The sequence below is a fragment of the Pseudonocardia sediminis genome (assembly GCF_004217185.1).
Lineage (GTDB): Bacteria > Actinomycetota > Actinomycetes > Mycobacteriales > Pseudonocardiaceae > Pseudonocardia > Pseudonocardia sediminis.
In genome coordinates this window covers 308,576-324,593 of sequence record NZ_SHKL01000001.1, presented here as the reverse complement: position 1 = coordinate 324,593, position 16,018 = coordinate 308,576, and the positions used below count along the sequence as shown (strand labels likewise).

The 16,018-nt window shown below is 72.8% G+C and carries 17 protein-coding genes; 10 read left to right on the top strand and 7 right to left on the bottom strand.

Annotation, left to right across the window (positions count from 1 at the left end; all coding sequences use genetic code 11):
* Window positions 1-55 precede the first annotated feature (55 nt).
* From EV383_RS01590 to EV383_RS01580, 3 genes are all read left to right on the top strand, one after another.
* Window positions 56-904: an alpha/beta fold hydrolase gene (locus EV383_RS01590; RefSeq protein ID WP_130288258.1), complete on the top strand. Its 849-nt coding sequence runs from the start codon at window positions 56-58 to the stop codon at window positions 902-904.
* A 163-nt stretch (window positions 905-1,067) separates the two neighbouring features.
* Complete coding sequence (locus EV383_RS01585; protein ID WP_130288257.1) at window positions 1,068-2,651, top strand: serine/threonine-protein kinase; 1,584 nt, start codon at window positions 1,068-1,070, stop codon at window positions 2,649-2,651.
* A gap of 152 nt (window positions 2,652-2,803) precedes the next feature.
* Window positions 2,804-4,837, top strand: coding sequence for a cytochrome c oxidase assembly protein (locus EV383_RS01580; RefSeq protein WP_130288256.1), 2,034 nt, complete (start codon window positions 2,804-2,806; stop codon window positions 4,835-4,837).
* A gap of 24 nt (window positions 4,838-4,861) precedes the next feature.
* Here EV383_RS01580 and EV383_RS01575 read toward each other — a convergent pair whose 3' ends face one another.
* Complete coding sequence (locus tag EV383_RS01575; protein ID WP_130288255.1) at window positions 4,862-5,794, bottom strand: LysR family transcriptional regulator; 933 nt, start codon at window positions 5,792-5,794, stop codon at window positions 4,862-4,864.
* 83 nt (window positions 5,795-5,877) lie between these two features.
* Between EV383_RS01575 and EV383_RS01570 the strand changes: the two genes are divergently transcribed.
* Window positions 5,878-6,639 (top strand): sulfite exporter TauE/SafE family protein, encoded by a 762-nt coding sequence (locus EV383_RS01570; protein WP_130288254.1) that lies wholly within the window; start codon window positions 5,878-5,880, stop codon window positions 6,637-6,639.
* Window positions 6,640-6,671: 32 nt separating this feature from the next.
* Here the strand turns inward: EV383_RS01570 and EV383_RS01565 are convergent, their stop codons facing one another.
* Window positions 6,672-9,011, bottom strand: coding sequence for a heavy metal translocating P-type ATPase (locus EV383_RS01565; RefSeq protein ID WP_242622842.1), 2,340 nt, complete (start codon window positions 9,009-9,011; stop codon window positions 6,672-6,674).
* 117 nt (window positions 9,012-9,128) lie between these two features.
* On the opposite strand from EV383_RS01565, the gene EV383_RS01560 reads away from it, so the two are divergent.
* From EV383_RS01560 to EV383_RS01550, 3 genes are all read left to right on the top strand, one after another.
* Window positions 9,129-9,641 (top strand): MauE/DoxX family redox-associated membrane protein, encoded by a 513-nt coding sequence (locus EV383_RS01560; RefSeq protein ID WP_130288253.1) that lies wholly within the window; start codon window positions 9,129-9,131, stop codon window positions 9,639-9,641.
* On the top strand, window positions 9,638-10,324 hold the full coding sequence (locus tag EV383_RS01555; RefSeq protein WP_130288252.1) for a DsbA family protein: 687 nt from the start codon (window positions 9,638-9,640) through the stop codon (window positions 10,322-10,324). The genes EV383_RS01560 and EV383_RS01555 overlap by 4 nt, the downstream gene beginning before the upstream one ends.
* A gap of 85 nt (window positions 10,325-10,409) precedes the next feature.
* Complete coding sequence (locus EV383_RS01550) at window positions 10,410-10,847, top strand: guided entry of tail-anchored proteins factor 1 (protein WP_130288251.1); 438 nt, start codon at window positions 10,410-10,412, stop codon at window positions 10,845-10,847.
* A 7-nt stretch (window positions 10,848-10,854) separates the two neighbouring features.
* Here the strand turns inward: EV383_RS01550 and EV383_RS01545 are convergent, their stop codons facing one another.
* Both EV383_RS01545 and EV383_RS01540 read right to left on the bottom strand, forming a co-directional pair.
* Complete coding sequence (locus EV383_RS01545) at window positions 10,855-11,112, bottom strand: HPr family phosphocarrier protein (RefSeq protein ID WP_130288250.1); 258 nt, start codon at window positions 11,110-11,112, stop codon at window positions 10,855-10,857.
* Complete coding sequence (locus EV383_RS01540) at window positions 11,112-12,359, bottom strand: PTS transporter subunit EIIC (protein WP_130288249.1); 1,248 nt, start codon at window positions 12,357-12,359, stop codon at window positions 11,112-11,114. Before EV383_RS01540 ends, EV383_RS01545 begins: the two co-directional genes overlap by 1 nt.
* A 99-nt stretch (window positions 12,360-12,458) precedes the next feature.
* Here EV383_RS01540 and EV383_RS01535 point away from each other — a divergent pair, with 99 nt between their 5' ends.
* Both EV383_RS01535 and EV383_RS01530 read left to right on the top strand, forming a co-directional pair.
* Window positions 12,459-12,695: a PTS sugar transporter subunit IIB gene (locus EV383_RS01535; RefSeq protein WP_130288248.1), complete on the top strand. Its 237-nt coding sequence runs from the start codon at window positions 12,459-12,461 to the stop codon at window positions 12,693-12,695.
* On the top strand, window positions 12,692-13,165 hold the full coding sequence (locus tag EV383_RS01530; protein WP_242622841.1) for a PTS sugar transporter subunit IIA: 474 nt from the start codon (window positions 12,692-12,694) through the stop codon (window positions 13,163-13,165). Before EV383_RS01535 ends, EV383_RS01530 begins: the two co-directional genes overlap by 4 nt.
* On the opposite strand, the gene EV383_RS01525 is transcribed toward EV383_RS01530, so the two are convergent.
* Window positions 13,166-13,378, bottom strand: a complete 213-nt coding sequence (locus EV383_RS01525; RefSeq protein WP_130288247.1) for a hypothetical protein — start codon at window positions 13,376-13,378, stop codon at window positions 13,166-13,168.
* Between the two features lie 277 nt (window positions 13,379-13,655).
* Here EV383_RS01525 and EV383_RS01520 point away from each other — a divergent pair, with 277 nt between their 5' ends.
* Complete coding sequence (locus EV383_RS01520) at window positions 13,656-14,537, top strand: helix-turn-helix domain-containing protein (RefSeq protein WP_130288246.1); 882 nt, start codon at window positions 13,656-13,658, stop codon at window positions 14,535-14,537.
* A 6-nt stretch (window positions 14,538-14,543) separates the two neighbouring features.
* Here the strand turns inward: EV383_RS01520 and EV383_RS01515 are convergent, their stop codons facing one another.
* Entirely contained in the window at window positions 14,544-14,747 is a 204-nt protein-coding gene (locus EV383_RS01515) for a DUF397 domain-containing protein (protein ID WP_130288245.1), read from the bottom strand.
* A gap of 265 nt (window positions 14,748-15,012) precedes the next feature.
* On the bottom strand, window positions 15,013-15,963 hold the full coding sequence (locus tag EV383_RS01510; RefSeq protein WP_130288244.1) for an EamA family transporter: 951 nt from the start codon (window positions 15,961-15,963) through the stop codon (window positions 15,013-15,015).
* Between the last annotated feature and the right edge of the window lie 55 nt (window positions 15,964-16,018).

Sequence of the window (16,018 nt, the reverse complement as noted above, 5' to 3'; positions counted from 1 at the left end):
GCGCGCCGGGGCACCGGTCGCAGGGCCGCTGGTCGCCGGGGCAGACTGACCGGCGATGAGCACCCCGACGTTCCTCCTCGTCCCCGGCGCGTTCTGCAACGCCGCGTGCTGGGGCCCGGCCCTGCGCGAGCTCGCCCTGCGCGGGCACCGCGCGCTGGCCGTGGACCTACCGGGGCACGGCTTCGACGCCGCGATCCCGTGGGGCTACCTCGGGGAGCAGGACGCCGTCGCGCTGGCCACCGAGTCGAGCCCGATGAACACGATCGGGACGGGGGACGACGTCGCCGCCGTCACCGCGCTGCTGCGCCGCGCCCGGGAGCACGGCCCGACCGTGCTGGTCGGCGCCAGCCGGGCCGGGCTGACGCTGAACGCGGTCGGCAACGCCGAGCCCGGTCTCGTCGACCACCTCGTCTACGCCTCCGCGCACTGCCCCGTCCCGCGGACGCCGGCGAACCCGCCGGAGATGGAGGCGAGCCTGCTGCACCTCGCCGAGGGCATCGCCGCGGCGAACCCGGCCGACGTGGGTGCGCTGCGGATGAACTGGCGCACCGCCGACCCCGACCACCTGCTGGGCCTGCAGACGGCCCTGCTGGCCGACGGCACGCGCGCCGAGCTGCTGGCCTACCTGCACACCCAGGACCCCGACGAGTCGCTCAACGTCGACATGGGCGCCGCCACCGCCGACGGGCGCACCTGGGGCACGATTCCGCGCACCTACGTCCGGCTCACCGAGGACCGCGCGCTGCCCCTGCCGATGCAGGACCGCTACATCGCCGACGCCGACGCGCTGACCCCGGACAACCGCTTCGACGTCCACGACATCGCGAGCAGCCACCTGCGGTTCCAGATCCACCCCGGCGCGTTCGCCGACGTCCTGGACGGGGTCGCGGCCCGGGTCCGCTGACCGCCGGATCACCCCTCGGCGATCACGACACACCCGGACGGGTCACGCCCGACCCGATCAGGGACGACCGATCGCCCGGTACCGTCACCGCGAACTCGGCGGCGCCTCCCCTCTCCGGCAGGAACGAGGGCACGCCCGCCCACCGTGAGTCCCGGGAGGACCCGTGCAGGGTGACGACGACCGGACCCGCCGCGGCGGGCCGGACCCACGTGACGGCGAGCAGGGCCGCCGTCCGGGACCCCCGCCGGGATCGTGGCCGAGCCGCTCCGAGCGCGAGACCGGCACCCGCCGGATGCCGCCGCCCCCCGGCGACCCGGTGGCGACCCGCCAGGTCGACCCGGACGGCACCCGCCGCGTTCCCCCGGGCGACGACCGCACCCGTGCGGTGGGGGCGCAGGGCGACCCCGGTGCGACGCGGCGCGTCGGCCCGCAGGACCACCGCACCCAGGTCATGGGCGGCGGCCCGGTCGACGCCCGCTCCGCGCACCCGGACTCGACCCGGATGCTGCCGCAGCCGGTCGGCGGCCCGGAGCTGGTCGGCGGCCGCTACCGCCTGGAGGGGCTGATCGGGCAGGGCGGGATGGCCGACGTGCACCGCGCCACCGACACCCGGCTCAACCGCCCGGTCGCGGTGAAGATCTTCGGCCCGGGCAACGACCCGACCGCCGATGCGCGCTTCCAGCAGGAGGCGCAGGTCATGGCGAACCTGCACCACCCCGGCCTGGTCGCGGTGCACGACTTCGCCGTCGAGCCGCACCGCGCCTACCTGGTGATGGAGCTCGTCGACGGCCCGACGCTGCGCGAGGTGATCGAGGCCGAGCGCCTGCCCGCCGACGACATCCGCCGGTTCGGCCTGGAGGTCGCCCAGACCCTGGCCTATGTGCACGGCCAGGGCGTCACGCACCGGGACGTGAAGCCGTCGAACATCCTGGTCGACGGCAACGGCCGTGCCCGGCTCGCCGACTTCGGCGTCGCGTCGCTGCTCGGCGGGGACGGGCACACCGCCGTCGGCGAGATCGTCGGCACGCCCGCCTACCTCGCACCGGAACAGGTGCGCGGACGCGACGTCGGCCCGCCCGCGGACGTCTACGCACTCGGCCTGGTGCTGCTCGAGGCCTGGACCGGGCGTCGCGAGTACCAGGGCGAGGGCATCGAGGGCGCCGGCGAGCGGCTGACCCGCTCCCCCGTCGTCCCGCGGGACGTGCCGGAGCCGCTGCGCGGCGCGATCGCCGCGATGACCACGACCGACCCGTCGCGGCGCCCGGACGCCCGGGAGGCCGCCGGGATGCTCTCCGCCGCGTCCGGTGCGGCCCCGCCGCCGCCCCCGCCGCCGGAGGAGCCGGGCGAGGAACGCGACCTGGGGTCGTCGAAGACAGGGCGCTGGATCGCGATCGGCGCGTTCGTGGTGGTGCTGCTCGTCCTGCTGATCGGGCTGCTGGTCTACAACAACAGCTCCGAGGAGACGACGCCGCCGCGCGAGTCGGAGTCGTCGACGGCCGCCCCGACGACGTCGGCCGACCCGACCTCGGAGGCTCCCAGCAGCGAGAACGACGGTCCCGGCTTCGGCATCCCGACCGCGATCCCGGGCCTGCCGAGCGGGCTGCCGTCGAACATCCCGACCCAGCTGCCCAGCCTGCCCTCGAACCTGCCCAGCCTGCCGTCGAACCTGCCGGACCCGTCCCAGATCGGGGACGACGCCCGGGGATTCTGGGACCAGGTCAGCGACTGGTGGTCGAGCGTGTTCTAGGCCGTTCCGCGCCCGGTGTGTCGTGCACGGCAATGACGCACCCGGGCGGGCGCGCGGGGCACCCGGTCGGGGACCATTCTGGGTGGGCCCGGCGTCGTGGCATGGACGAGGCCGGCCGGGCTCACGTGCAGACGAGCCCGGGAGGACCGACGTTGAGCGGCGCAACTGAGACCGTGACCGATGCGGCGGCCCCCGCAGGTCGTGGTGACGCGCCCGCGTCGCGCACGGGCGGGCTCCGGCCGGGTGCCGTCGCGACCGGACTGACGGTGCTCGGCGTCGTCGTGTGCGCGCTGGCCGCGGCCGCGATCGTGCTGACCGATGCCGGGGTCTACGCCCGGGTCGGCGTCCCGGCTCCGCCGCTGGACGTCCGGATCCTCGGGCCGGTGCTACGGACGGTCGCGCTGCTCAGCGGCGCGCTGGCCGCCGGTGCGCTGCTGTTCGCCGCGTTCCAGGCGCGCCCGCAGGCCTCCGGCACCGTCGGGGTCGAGGGCTACCGGGCCCTGCGCCGGGCGGGTGTCGCCGCGGCCGTGGCCGGGTTCGCCGCGCTGGGCGCGGCCTGGACGACGACCTCGGACCTGACCGGCTCGGCGCTGCTGGCCCCCGCCCAGGGCGGTCTCACCGGCTGGTTCACGGTGTTCGCGACGCTCGAGGAGCCGATGGGCTGGTTGTTCACCGGCATCGCGCTGCTGCTGGTCGCCGCGGGCTGCACCTGGTTCCTGAGCTGGCGTGCCGTCGGCGCGATGGGCCTGCTCGCCGCGGTGTGCTGGGTGTTCCCGGCCGCGGTGAGCCCGGCGGCCACCGGCGCGAACCACGACTGGAGCGGCGACGGCGGCATGATCCGCGCCGTCGGCGGGATCGTCTGGCTGGGCGCGGTCGCCGCACTCGCCGCGTACCGCACGCACGGCGGCGAGGTCACCGACGTCGGATGGCGCCGGTTCCGCCTGCTCGTGCTCGGCAGCGGGACCCTGTTCGTCGTCGGTGAGCTGATCTTCCAGGTCGTGGTCGTCGGCGGTGGGTCGCTGACCGGGACCGCGTACGGACGACTCCTGCTCGCCGAGATCGCGCTCGTCCTGGTGGTCGGGGTGGCGACGGTCCTGCTGCTGCGCCGCGGCCCGGCCGCCGCGGGCTCCCGCACGCTGGTGCCGCTGGTGCTCGGCGGTGCGCTCGTCGCCGTGCTGGGGGTCGCGATGGGCCACATGGTCCCGCCCCGGTTCCTGGTCAGCACCGACTCCGACCTGCAGACGCTGATCGGCTGGGACGTGGACCGCCCGTTCGGCGCGATCCCGCTGCTGGTCGACTGGCGCTTCAACATCATCTTCGGCACGGGGATCCTGCTCGCCGCCGGCGTGTACCTGCTCGGCGTCCGCACGGTCCGGGCCCGCGGGATCCCCTGGTCGACGGGCCGGACCGTGGCCTGGCTCCTCGGCTGCACCGTCGTGCTGCTGGCGACGTCGTCCGGGCTCGGCTTCTACTCCCCGGCCATGTTCAGCGCGCACATGATCAGCCACATGTCGCTGAACATGCTCGCGCCGGTGCTGCTGTGCCTGGGCGGGCCGGTGACGCTGGCGCTGCGGGTGCTGCCGACCGCCGGCAAGGGCAACCCGCCCGGCCCGCGCGAGTGGATCCTGGCGTTCGTGCACTCGGGCTTCGCCAAGGTCCTGACGAACCCGGCCGTGGCCGCGATCCTGTTCGTCGGCTCGTTCTACGTCCTGTACTTCACCGGGCTGTTCGACGGCGCGCTGCGGTTCCACTGGTCGCACCAGCTGATGAACCTGCACTTCATCCTCGTCGGGTACCTGTTCTTCTGGCCCCTGATCGGCGTCGACACCGCCCCGAACAAGCTGCCGCACCTGGGCCGGCTCGCCGTGCTGCTGGCGACGATGCCGTTCCACGCGTTCTTCGGGATCGCGGTGATGAGCTCGGACACCGTGCTCGGCGAGAACTTCTACCGCTCGGTCGGCCTGCCCTGGGTCTCGAGCCTGATCGAGGACCAGCACGTCGGCGGCGGGATCGCCTGGGCCACCGGTGAGATCCCGATGCTGCTGGTGGTGATCGTGCTGATCGTGCAGTGGTCGCGCGACGACACCCGCACGGCCGTGCGCAAGGACCGCCAGGCCGACCGCGACGGCGACGCCGACCTCACCGCCTACAACGAGATGCTGGCCAAGCTCCGCTCCCGGGGCTGACCCTCGCTCGCGGGACCGCGCGGTTCAGCTGAACCGCGCGGTCCCGGAGTCCGGGCCGGGGGCGTGGTCGACACCGGCGGCGCGGCGGACGTGCTCGGCGAGGGCGGCCGTCGCGTCGGAGTCCCGGCGCGCCGTCGTGCCCCAGGCCAGCGACAGGCTCCGCCTCGACCACGGGTCGCGCAGCGCGCAGACCTCGAGCGGCGCCGCCGGGTCGACGGCCCGGCGTGGCAGCACCGCCAGCCCGACACCGGCGGCGGCCAGGGTGACGACGGTGCCGATCGTCGGGGCGCGGGTGCGGACCCGGGCCACCGGGGCGTCCTCTCCGAGCCGTCCGGTGATCCAGCGGTGCAGCGGCGTCGCGGTGTCCAGTCCGACGAGCGGGTGCTCGGCGACCTCCCGGTAGGTCAGCTCCTCGCGACCGGCCAGGACGCCGCCGGCACGGCCGATCACGACGAGCGAGTCGTCGCCCAGCGGCTCGGTGCCCGGCCCGGGCGCGCGGGACCCGTCGTCGACGACGATCCCGAGGTCGGCCTCGCCGTCGGCGAGCATCCGCAGCGTGTCCGGGGTGGGCCGCTCGGCCGCCTCCACGTCGACGTCCGGGTGCTCGGCGAGGAACGACGCCAGCGCCCGCGGCACGAGCCGGTGCGTCGCCGACGTGCCGGCCAGCAGCACGAGCGGTGCCGCCGGGGATCGCCGGTACCCGGCGACCGCGCTCTCCAGGCGGGCCGTGTGCGTGAGGACGTCGCGGGCGTGGCGGGCCAGCGACGTCCCCGCCGGCGTGGGACGCACACCCCGCCGTCCGCGGACGAGCAGGTCCACCCCGGCCTGGCGCTCCAGCGACCGGACCCGCGCGCTCGCCGACGGCAGGCTCAGGTGCATCCGCACGGCCCCCGCGGTGATCGAGCCCTCGTCCAGCACGTGCAGGAACAACCGCAGGTCGACCAGGTCGTAGCGCACGCCGCCAGCCTAAGGCTGAGCCTGACCCTGGGTGCGCCGATCCCGCATTGCCCGGTCGCGGTGCGGCAGCCGATGCTGGCGTCGTGATCGAGGTCGTCGCCCTGCTGCTCGTCGGCGTCGCGGCGGGCGCGCTGAACGCCGTCGGTGGCGGGGGCACGTTCGTGGCGTTGCCGGCGCTGGTGGCCGCTGGGCTTCCGCCGGTCACCGCGAACGCGTCGACGACCGTGGCCCTGCTGCCGGGTGCGGTCACCGGCGCCTACGCCTACCGCGCCGATATCCGGCCGGTCGGGGCCACCACGACCCGGTCGTTGACGGTGGCGAGCCTGCTCGGCGGCGGGTGCGGCGCCGCCCTGCTGCTCGGGCTGCCGGCGTCGTCGTTCGACGCGGCCGTACCGTGGCTGCTCGCCTTCGCCACCGTGGTCCTGGCGTTCGGGCGCCGGCTCGCCCGTGTGCTCGACGCGGCGCTGCACCGCACGACGGACATGGGCCCGCGGGCGATCCTCGTCGGGCAGTTCCTGCTCGCGATCTACGGCGGATACTTCGGCGGGGCCGTAGGCATCCTGATGCTCGCCCTGTGGAGCGCGGGACTCGGGATCGACGCGGCGGCGGGCAACCCGATGCGGGTAGCGCAGCTCGCGGCCGTCAACGCCGTCGCGGCCGGGATCTTCCTGGTCGCGGCGGACGTGCTGTCCGACCCGGTTCCGCTGCTGGCGGTCCTGCTCGGGGCCGCGGTGGGCGGGTTCGCCGGGGCCCGGGTGGCCCGACGCCTGTCCGCTCGGGTGCTGCGGACGCTCGTCCTGACGACCGCGACGACGATGACCGTCCTGTACTTCCTGCGCGGTTGAGACGCTTGCGCGGCCGGGCACCCGCCCGGACCTCAGCGGCTGTACTCGACCTCGTCGTCCCGCTCGGCGGTGATCTCGGACGGGGTCGGGGCGAACGTCCCGCCCGCGTGGCGCAGCCGCAGGCTGTTCGTGACGACCAGCAGCGACGACACCGCCATCGCGGCCCCGGCGAGCAGCGGGTTGAGCAGCCCGGCGGCGGCCACCGGCACGGCGGCGACGTTGTAACCGAACGCCCACCACAGGTTCCCGCGGATCGTGCGCATCGTCGCCCGGGCCAGCTCGACGGTGGTCGGCAGCACGCGCAGGTCGTCGCGCACGAGAACGACGTCGGCGGCTTCCAGCGCGATGTCGGTGCCCGACCCGACGGCGATGCCCAGGTCCGCGACGGCCAGCGCGGCGGCGTCGTTCACCCCGTCGCCGACCATGGCCACGGTCCGGCCCTGCGCCTGCAGCCGCCGGACCAGGTCCACCTTCTCGTCCGGCAGCACCCCGGCGTGCACGTCGGTGATCCCGACGGCGCTCGCGACGGCGTGCGCGGCGGCCGGGGAGTCCCCGGTCAGCAGCACGGGACGCAGGCCCATCTCGATCAGCTCGGCGACGGCCGGGACGGCGGAGTCCTTCACCGGGTCGGCCAGCGCGATCACTCCGGCGACGGCGCCGTCGACCGTCACCGCGACGGTGGTGCGCCCGGCCGCGTCCCACTCGGCGACCCGGTCGGACAGCGGCCCGAGCTCACCGGCCAGCGACGGCCGTCCGACCGTCACGTCGTACCCGTCGACAACCCCGCGCGCGCCCAGCCCCGGCATCGGCACGAAGTCCGTGACCGGCGGGACGACCACCGGAGCCTGCTCGGCGTGAGCGCAGACCGCGGCGGCGATCGCGTGCTCCGACCCGGACTCGACGGCCGCGGCGCGCGCCAGCAGCTCCCCCGGGTCGGTGCCGTCGGCACAGGCCAGGTCGGCGACGCTCATCCGGCCCGTGGTCAGCGTGCCGGTCTTGTCCATCACGACGGTGTCGACGGCGCGGGTGGTCTCCAGCGCCTGGTATCCCTTGACGAAGATCCCCAGCTCGGCGCCGCGGCCGGTCGCCACCATCAGCGCCGTCGGCGTCGCGAGCCCGAGGGCGCACGGGCAGGCGATGATCACGACGGCGACGGCGGGCGCGAACGCCCCGGCCCACCCGGCGCCGGCGAGGAGCCAGCCGACCAGGGTGAGCAGCGCGATCACGAGGATGACGGGCACGAACACCGACGACACCCGGTCCACCAGGCGTTGCACCGCGGACTTCTCGGTCTGCGCGCGCTCCACCGCGGCCAGCATCCGGGCCAGGCGGGTGTCCGCACCAACCTTCTCTGCCCGCACCACCAGCCGCCCGCCGGTGGCGATCGTGCCGCCGATGACGGCGTCGCCCGGCGCGACCTCGGACGGCACCGGCTCACCGGTCATCGCGCTGGTGTCCACCGCCGCGACGCCCTCGACGACGGCGCCGTCGGCGGCGATCCGCTCGCCGGGCCGGACCACGAACCGGTCGCCGGCCCGCAGGCGCGGCACGGCGATCCGGCGCTCGGTGCCGTCGGCGTCGAGGACCGCCACGTCGTCGGACTCCAGCCCGGCGAGCGAGCGCATGACCTCACCGGCGCTGCGCCGGGCCCGGGCCTCGAAGAAGCGCCCGGCCAGCACGAACGTCGTGACCCCGGCCGCGACCTCCAGGTACAGCGGCCCGGACGGGTGCAGCACGGCCTGCCAGCCGGTGGCCGCGTCCGGGGCGCCGTCGGTGAACACCAGCGCCCCCAGCGACCAGCCGGACGCCGCGATCACCCCGAGCGAGACCAGCGTGTCCATCGACGTGGTGCCGTGGCGCAGGTTCAGCACGGCGGTGCGGTGGAACGGCCACGCCGCCCACACCACGACGGGCAGCGCGAGCAACGCCACCACGGCCTGCCAGAACGGGAACCGCAGCGACGGCACGAGCGACATCGCCAGCGACAGGTCGGCCAGCGGGATGAACAGCACCAGCGCGACGATCATGCGCAGCCGCAGCGAGCGCATCGCCGCGTCGTCGCGGACGGCCGCGTCGGCGGCGTCCTCGCCGTCCGGGTCCGGCACGATCTCGAACGCGCCGTACCCGGCCTTCTCCACCGTCGCGACCAGCGTCGAGACCTCGACCCCGTCCGGCGTCTCGACGAGCGCCCGCTCGGTGGCCAGGTTGACCGCGGCCCGGACGCCGTCGAGCTTGCCGAGCTTGCGCTCGACGCGGCCGACGCACGCCGCGCACGTCATCCCCTCGATCCGCAGCTCGACCAGGCGCACGTCACCCGCGGCGCCGGGAGGCGTCGCGGTGCTGGTGCTCGTGGCCGGGCTGTCGCGTGTCACGGCACCGATGGTTCCCCACCTCACCGACAGTTTCACCCGCGGGTCCGGTGACCTGCGGAACAACACCGGTCGCCGAGACCCGGGAACCACGCACGGTCGCGGGGCGACCCCTCTCCCGTGACCACCGACGTCGACCTCCCGCCGCGGGCCGCCCGCACGGACGTCCTGTCCTGGCTCGTGCTGGCCGGACGGCTGGTACTGGGCGGGGTGTGGATCGTCGCCGGTGCGCTGAAGGTGACCGACCTCGACGCGTCCGTGCGCGCCGTCCGCGCCTACCGCCTGCTCCCCGACCCGGCCGCCCAGGTCCTCGGCGCCGGGCTCCCCGTCGTCGAGATCGTGCTCGGTGTGCTCCTGGTGGTGGGCCTCGGTGTCCGGGTCGCGGGCGTGCTGTCGGTGCTGCTGATGGGCGCGTTCGTCGTCGGGATCGCCTCGGCCTGGGCTCGCGGCCTGCAGATCGACTGCGGCTGCTTCGGCTCCGGCGGGGCGCTGGCGCCCGGTGAGTCACCCACCTACGGACTCGAACTCGCGCGCGACGGCGCCCTGCTCGCCGTCGCCGTGCTGCTGACCTGGCGGCCGAGCGGGCGCTTCGCGCTCGACGACCGTCCGGTAACCCGACAAGGAGACCGATGACATCCGGGAAGAAGTCCCAGAATCCGCTGACGGCGAGGTCCGGACCGGCCCGCGGGACGGTGCTCGGCATAGTCGCGGTCGTGCTGTTCGCCGGGCTCGTCGGGTTCGGTGTCTACCAGGCGCAGAAGCCGGCCGACGTCGTCGTCCCGCCGAACGCGACGGCCGCCGGCGTCCCGATCGGCAACCCCTCCGCCAAGGCGACGATCGACGTCTTCCTCGACTTCCAGTGCCCGGCCTGCAAGCAGTTCGAGGACCTGAGCGGGCAGACGGTCGACCAGCTGGTCGCCGCCGGGCAGGCGAAGGTCGTCTACCACCCGGTCGCGATCCTGGACCGGTACTCGCCGGACCAGTACTCCAGCCGATCGTCCGCGGCGTCGGCGTGCGCGGCCGCCGACGGCGTGTTCCCGCAGTACCTGAAGCTGCTCTACGCGAACCAGCCGGCCGAGAACACGCCGGGCCTGACCGCGGAGAAGCTCACCGAGCTGGGCCGGCAGGCGGGTGCCGGTCAGGGCTTCGCCGAGTGCGTCGGCAGCGACCGCTACGCCGGCTGGACCACCTCGATCACCGACCAGGCGTCGAAGGACGGCCTGACCGGCACCCCGACGGTGAAGGTGGACGGCGAGCAGATCCAGCAGCCCACCCCCGACGCCCTCCGCCAGGCCGTCGCGGCCGCCCAGTCCTGAGGTCGAACGCCTCGATCCGCAGGTGAGGAGCCCGTACGATCGGGCTCGAGACGAGCGTGGCGCTCGGTCCGGACGGGGGGTCGGGATGGACAGGGAACACGCCGGGCCGGCGACGACAGGTCCTCGCCCGGGCGTCTCGCCCGGCACCGCCGTCCTGCTGTGGATCCTGGTCGGCTGGCCGCTGTCCTGGATCCTGCTGCTGTTCGTGTTCGCGCCGCTGGGGATCCTGTTCGGGATCGGCATCACGATCTGGATGATGGTGACGGTCTCCTCCGCCGGCGCGCGACGGGGCCCGCCGGTCCTCCCCGGCGACCGGTACGGCCCGCCGCCCTCGCCGGCCGAGACGCGGTACCAGGCGATCCGGCGTGAGGTCGAGAGCATCGCCACCGTCAACGCCGTCGGCGGTTGCGGATGGTGCGGCTCGCCGTCGGCGCACGTCAACGACCTGGGCTACCTCGTCCCGCCTCATCACTGGCACAGCGCCGAGATCGAGGAACGGATCCGCTACAAGCTGGAGCGCTGAGGCGGCCTCAGGCCGTCTCCAGCAGAGCGGCGAGCCGGTCCAGTGCGTCCTCGGCGCCGTCGCCGTCCGCGGCGAGGGTGACCCGCTGACCCGGGCCGACGCCGAGGGTCAGGACGTTGAGAACACTCGTCGCGTCGACCGGATCGCCGTCGCCGAGGGCGAGGGTCACGGCGAGGCCGGTCTCCTTCGCGGCGCGGCTGAACAACGCGGCGGGGCGGGCGTGCAGGCCGACCTCGGAGGCGACGGTCGCGGTGCGGGTGGCCATCAGCCCGCCGTCCCGGTCGCCGGGTCCGGCCGATCCGAGACCGCCGGCTCCTCGTCCCGTCCCGGCGTCCGCAGGTTCCAACGCCGGATCACGAACCGGAACAGCACGTAGTAGACGAGCGCGTACCCCAGCCCGATCGGGATCAGCAGCAGCGGCTTGGTCGCCTGCCCGAAGTTGATCAGATAGTCGATCGCACCGGCCGAGAACGTGAACCCGTCGTGGATCCCCAGCGCGTTGACCAGCGCCATCGACGTCCCGGTCAGCACTGCGTGCACGATGTAGAGCGGCCACGCGACGAACACGAACGCGAACTCCAGCGGCTCGGTGATGCCGGTGACGAACGCCGTCAACGCGACCGATGCCATCACGCCGCCGGTGACCTTGCGCTGCTCCGGACGGGCCTCGTGCCAGATCGCCAGCGCCGCCGCGGGCAGCGCGAACATCATGATCGGGAAGAAGCCGGTCATGAACGTCCCGGCGCTCGGGTCACCGGCGAAGAAGCGGTTCAGGTCGCCCTGCGCGCCGTTGTAGTCGCCGATGACGAACCAGACGACCGAGTTCAGGATGTGGTGCAGCCCGAGCGGGATCAGCATCCGGTTCGCGAACCCGTAGATCCCGCCACCGACGACCGGGTTCGCCGTGACGGCCTGACCCAGCGCCGTCAGACCGGCGTTGAACAGCGGATAGAGCAGCCCCAGCCCGGCCGCGAGCACCATCACCACGACGGCGGTCAGGATCGGCACCAGCCGCCGTCCGCCGAAGAACGCCAGGTAGGTGGGCAGCTTCGTCCGGTAGAAGCGCTGCCACAAGGCCGCGCTGATCAGGCCGACCAGGATGCCGCCCAGCACCCCGTAGTCGATCAGCTCCTGCGCGCCGTCGGAGTCCTTCAGCCCGGGCAGGACGAGCGGGCTCATCGCCTCGAACACGCCGTCGAGCACCAGGTACCCGACGACGGCCGCCAGCGCCGTGGACCCGTCCGCCTTGCGCGCCCAGCCGATCGCGATGCCCACCGCGAAGATCAGCGGCAGGTTGTCGAACAGCGCCGACCCGGCCGCCCCGATCACCGTCGCCACCCCGGACAACCCCGGGACGCCACCGAGGAGGTCGTCCTGACCGAGCCGGTTCAGCAGCCCGGCGGCGGGGAGCGCGGCGATCGGCAGCATCAGGCTGCGCCCGAGGCGTTGCAGGCCGGCGAGCCCGCGGCGGGGCCGCCCCGTCGCCGCACTGGACGTCGTGGCGCTCGTCATGACTAACCTTCCGATCACCTCGGCTGCGGGGCAGGGTGACGATCGGCCGTCCCCGACGGCCGTGTCAACGGGTTGGATCATCGGAGGTGGGGGATCGCGATGGCGGACGACACGCGGGCGGCGGAGATCCTGGCCGGGCTGGGCGGCGCCGGGAACGTCGTCGAGGTCGAGGGCTGCATCACGCGCCTGCGCACCGAGGTGACCGACCCGTCGAAGGTCGACCAGGCGGCGCTCAGGAAGCTCTCGCACGGCGTGGTCGTGTCCGGGACGGCCGTGCAGGTCGTCGTGGGCCCGGAGGCCGACATGATCGCCGACGACATCGAGGACCTGCTGTGACGATCCCGGCCGGTGACCCGGTGCGGGTTTCGGCGCCGCTGGCCGGCGAGGTCGTCGACCTGACCGACGTTCCCGACGCGGTGTTCTCCGCGCAGATGCTCGGCGCCGGTCTGGCGATCGAGCCCGGGCACGGCGTCGCCGAGGTCGTCGCGCCGGTGGCCGGCACGCTGGCCAAGCTGCACCCGCACGCGTTCGTCGTGGTGACCGACGACGGCGCAGGCGTGCTCGTGCACCTGGGGATCGACACGGTCGGGCTCGAGGGCGAGGGCTTCACCGTGCACGCCACCGAGGGCGACGAGGTCACCGCCGGTGAACCGGTGGTCACGTTCGACCCGGACCTGGTGCGCTCGCGCGACCTGTCCGCGGTGTGCCCCGTCGTGCTGATGGAGGCCGAACCGGACAGCGCCACCGATCGCGCATCCGGTTCGGTGAGGGCCGGCCAGCCGCTGTTCAGCTGGACGGCCGGATGACTAGCGGAACGGACACTCCGCACAGAGCGACTCCGGATCGCAGCGCCGGGCGACGAACGTCGACGCCCCGCGTTCCTCCCGGAGCAGTCGCCGCTGTTCGGCGAGCCGCTGCCACTCCCTGCGCTGCCCCTCGGTGTCCATCGCCGTTCCGATCAGGACGGCGAACCAGACGAGAAGGGCGATCCCGGCCAGGGCTATCAGGACGGTGGTCATGGTGACCACCCCCCGCTGCCTTTCGGCCGGCTGGTGCTGACTGCGTGTCGTGCGGTCATCTCGCACCCCCGTTCAGGGGCGACCGGGTTGGGTCGCCCGACAGGTGGGTACCGAGTATTACCCGGGACCGGACGTTTGCACCATGCTGTCAGCCAGAACTTAGGCGAAATTTGACGAAAGAGAGCTGTCGTCTGCAATTGCAGACGGGCGTTGCCCCGCCACCCCCGTGCGCGCCATACTCGATGCCGCGGGGCGCGAACCGGTGGTGGGAGGTCCCATGACGATGACGCACGGCCCTGTCGTGATCAGGCGCCGTCTCGGATTCGTTCTCAAGCAGTTGCGTGGACAACGAGGGCTTCTCCTCGACTCCGTGGCACGGCAGTTGGAGATCTCACCGTCGAAGCTCAGCCGCCTGGAGACCGGCCAGGTCGAGCCCAAGATCCGCGACGTCAGGGACCTGCTCGACATCTACGACGCGGGCGCCGAGGTCCGTGAACAGATCATGGACTGGGCCACTGACGCCAAGCAGCCGGGGTGGTGGCAGCCCTTCTCCATCGAGATCCCGGCCGACTTGGACATGTACATCTCACTGGAGGCCGAAGCCCATTCGCTCCAGATCTACAGCATTCCGATCAGCGGCCTGTTGCAGACGGAGGAGTACGCGCGCGCCATTATCCGCGGGGTCGTTCCGCACACCACGAAAGATGATCTCGACACCCTGGTGAACGTCCGACTGGGACGCCAGCGGGTCATCGACCCGGATCGGGATGACGCCCCGCCACTGCAGCTGCACGCCATCCTCGACGAGAGCGCGCTGCACCGTTTCCCCGAGGACGACGACGGCGGCGTCGCGGCGGATCAGCTCCAGACGCTCCTCGAGCGGTCGGAGCGTCCGCACGTCACGCTCCAGGTCCTGCCGTTCTCCGCCGGCTACACGAGCGGGAGTTCCAGCACGTTCGCCATCTTCGAGCCCCGACAGACCACCGACTGGACCGTGGTCAACGTCGAGAGCACCGGAGCGGACGCCTACTACGACACCCCGAACGAGATCAGCCGGTATCGGGCGATCTGGAAGGACGTCCTCGCCAAGGCGCTCGATCCGGACAGGTCCCGAGATCTGATCCGAGACCTGATCGCGCAACGCCGGACGAGCTCCTGACGCGCGTCAGGACTCCAGCACGGGGAGATCGAACTCCCCGTTACGCACTCCCGCCAGGAATGCGACCCACTCCTCCTGGGTGAAGGCCAGCACCGGACCGTCGTCCACACGCGACGATCGAATCAGCACTCCGTCCTCGGCAGGTGCGACTGCGACGCAACCACCGGCGGCGCAGAAGGAACTGATCCTGAACGGAGCACTGCTGGTCAACGGGAGCCTCGTTCCACATCGGCCCGCACAGTCTCACCAGCGGGGCTCTGAGCTGGTCGCACTATTCACGGCTAGTACTACCAGATGCTTCGGTTAGGCCAGTCAGACCCTTCGCGTGCAGGAAACGTAGATCAGCCTTATGGATCTGTCGGCACCGGGGTGCGGGAATGTTAGCGATATCCCATCATGATCCAGTTGTACGTACCGATCTCGTCGATCGACGGTCGGCCTCAGGCTAAGCGGTTGGATCAGCAAGCCAAGCGAGTCATGCAGATGAAGCCATGGGTACGTCTATCGCGCTTTCTGCCCGTCGAATGACGACGATCCCACCCAAGATCAACACTCCCCCGATCAGTTGGATCAGGGTCGGGATCTGCGAGACGAGCAGCCACGCCGCGAGGACGCCGAAGAGCACCTCGCTCAACCCCACGAACGACGCCACACGCGTGTCGAGTCGCCGAATCGCCACCACTCCGGCCACATAGGACACCACCGTCGAGATCACCACCAGCATCGCGGCGATGACGATCCAGCTCATCCCGATCCCACCGAGGACTCCGGTCCCCGCCCCGGCCCGCAGCGGCGTGAGACCGACCAGTCCGGTGATCGTCAACAGCACCGCCCCGACGATCATGCCGCCCGAGATCATCAGCATCGGCGGCAGCGAGCCCTCACCTGTACCGCCCGGCAGGGAGAAGTACACGCACACGCAGACCGCGGCGGCGAGGCCCCAGATGATCCCGACGAGGTCCACCTCGGACGGTCGGAACACGTCCACCACGAACGCCAGACCGACGAGCGCGAGCACGCAGCCACCGAACGTCGTCGCCGACGGGGTGCGGCGCGTGCGGAACCACGTCCACCCGACGAGCAGCACCGGCGCCAGGAACTCCAGCAGCAGCGCCACTCCCACGGAGAGGTGTTGCAACGCGTAGAAGAAGCACAGCTGCGCCCCGGCGACGGCGAACACGCCGTAGGCGAGGACGGTCCGGGCCGAGGCCCTCGTCAGGGAGTGGCGGCGGAGCAGGACGAGCGCCACCGGCAGCATCAGCACGGCAGCGCCGCCGATCCGGAGCAGGGTCGTCGCCCCGGACGACCAGCCGGCCTCCAGCAGGGACGAGCCGAGCGGGCCGGAGAAGCCGAAGGTCGCCGCTGAGATCAGAGCCCAGGGAAGGCCCCGGGTCGTGGCCGTCGACTTCAGGGCGGTCGCGTTCATGTCAGGACCATGGAGTTCATATACTCCTGACACTAGGAACGAGCGACGTCAGGAG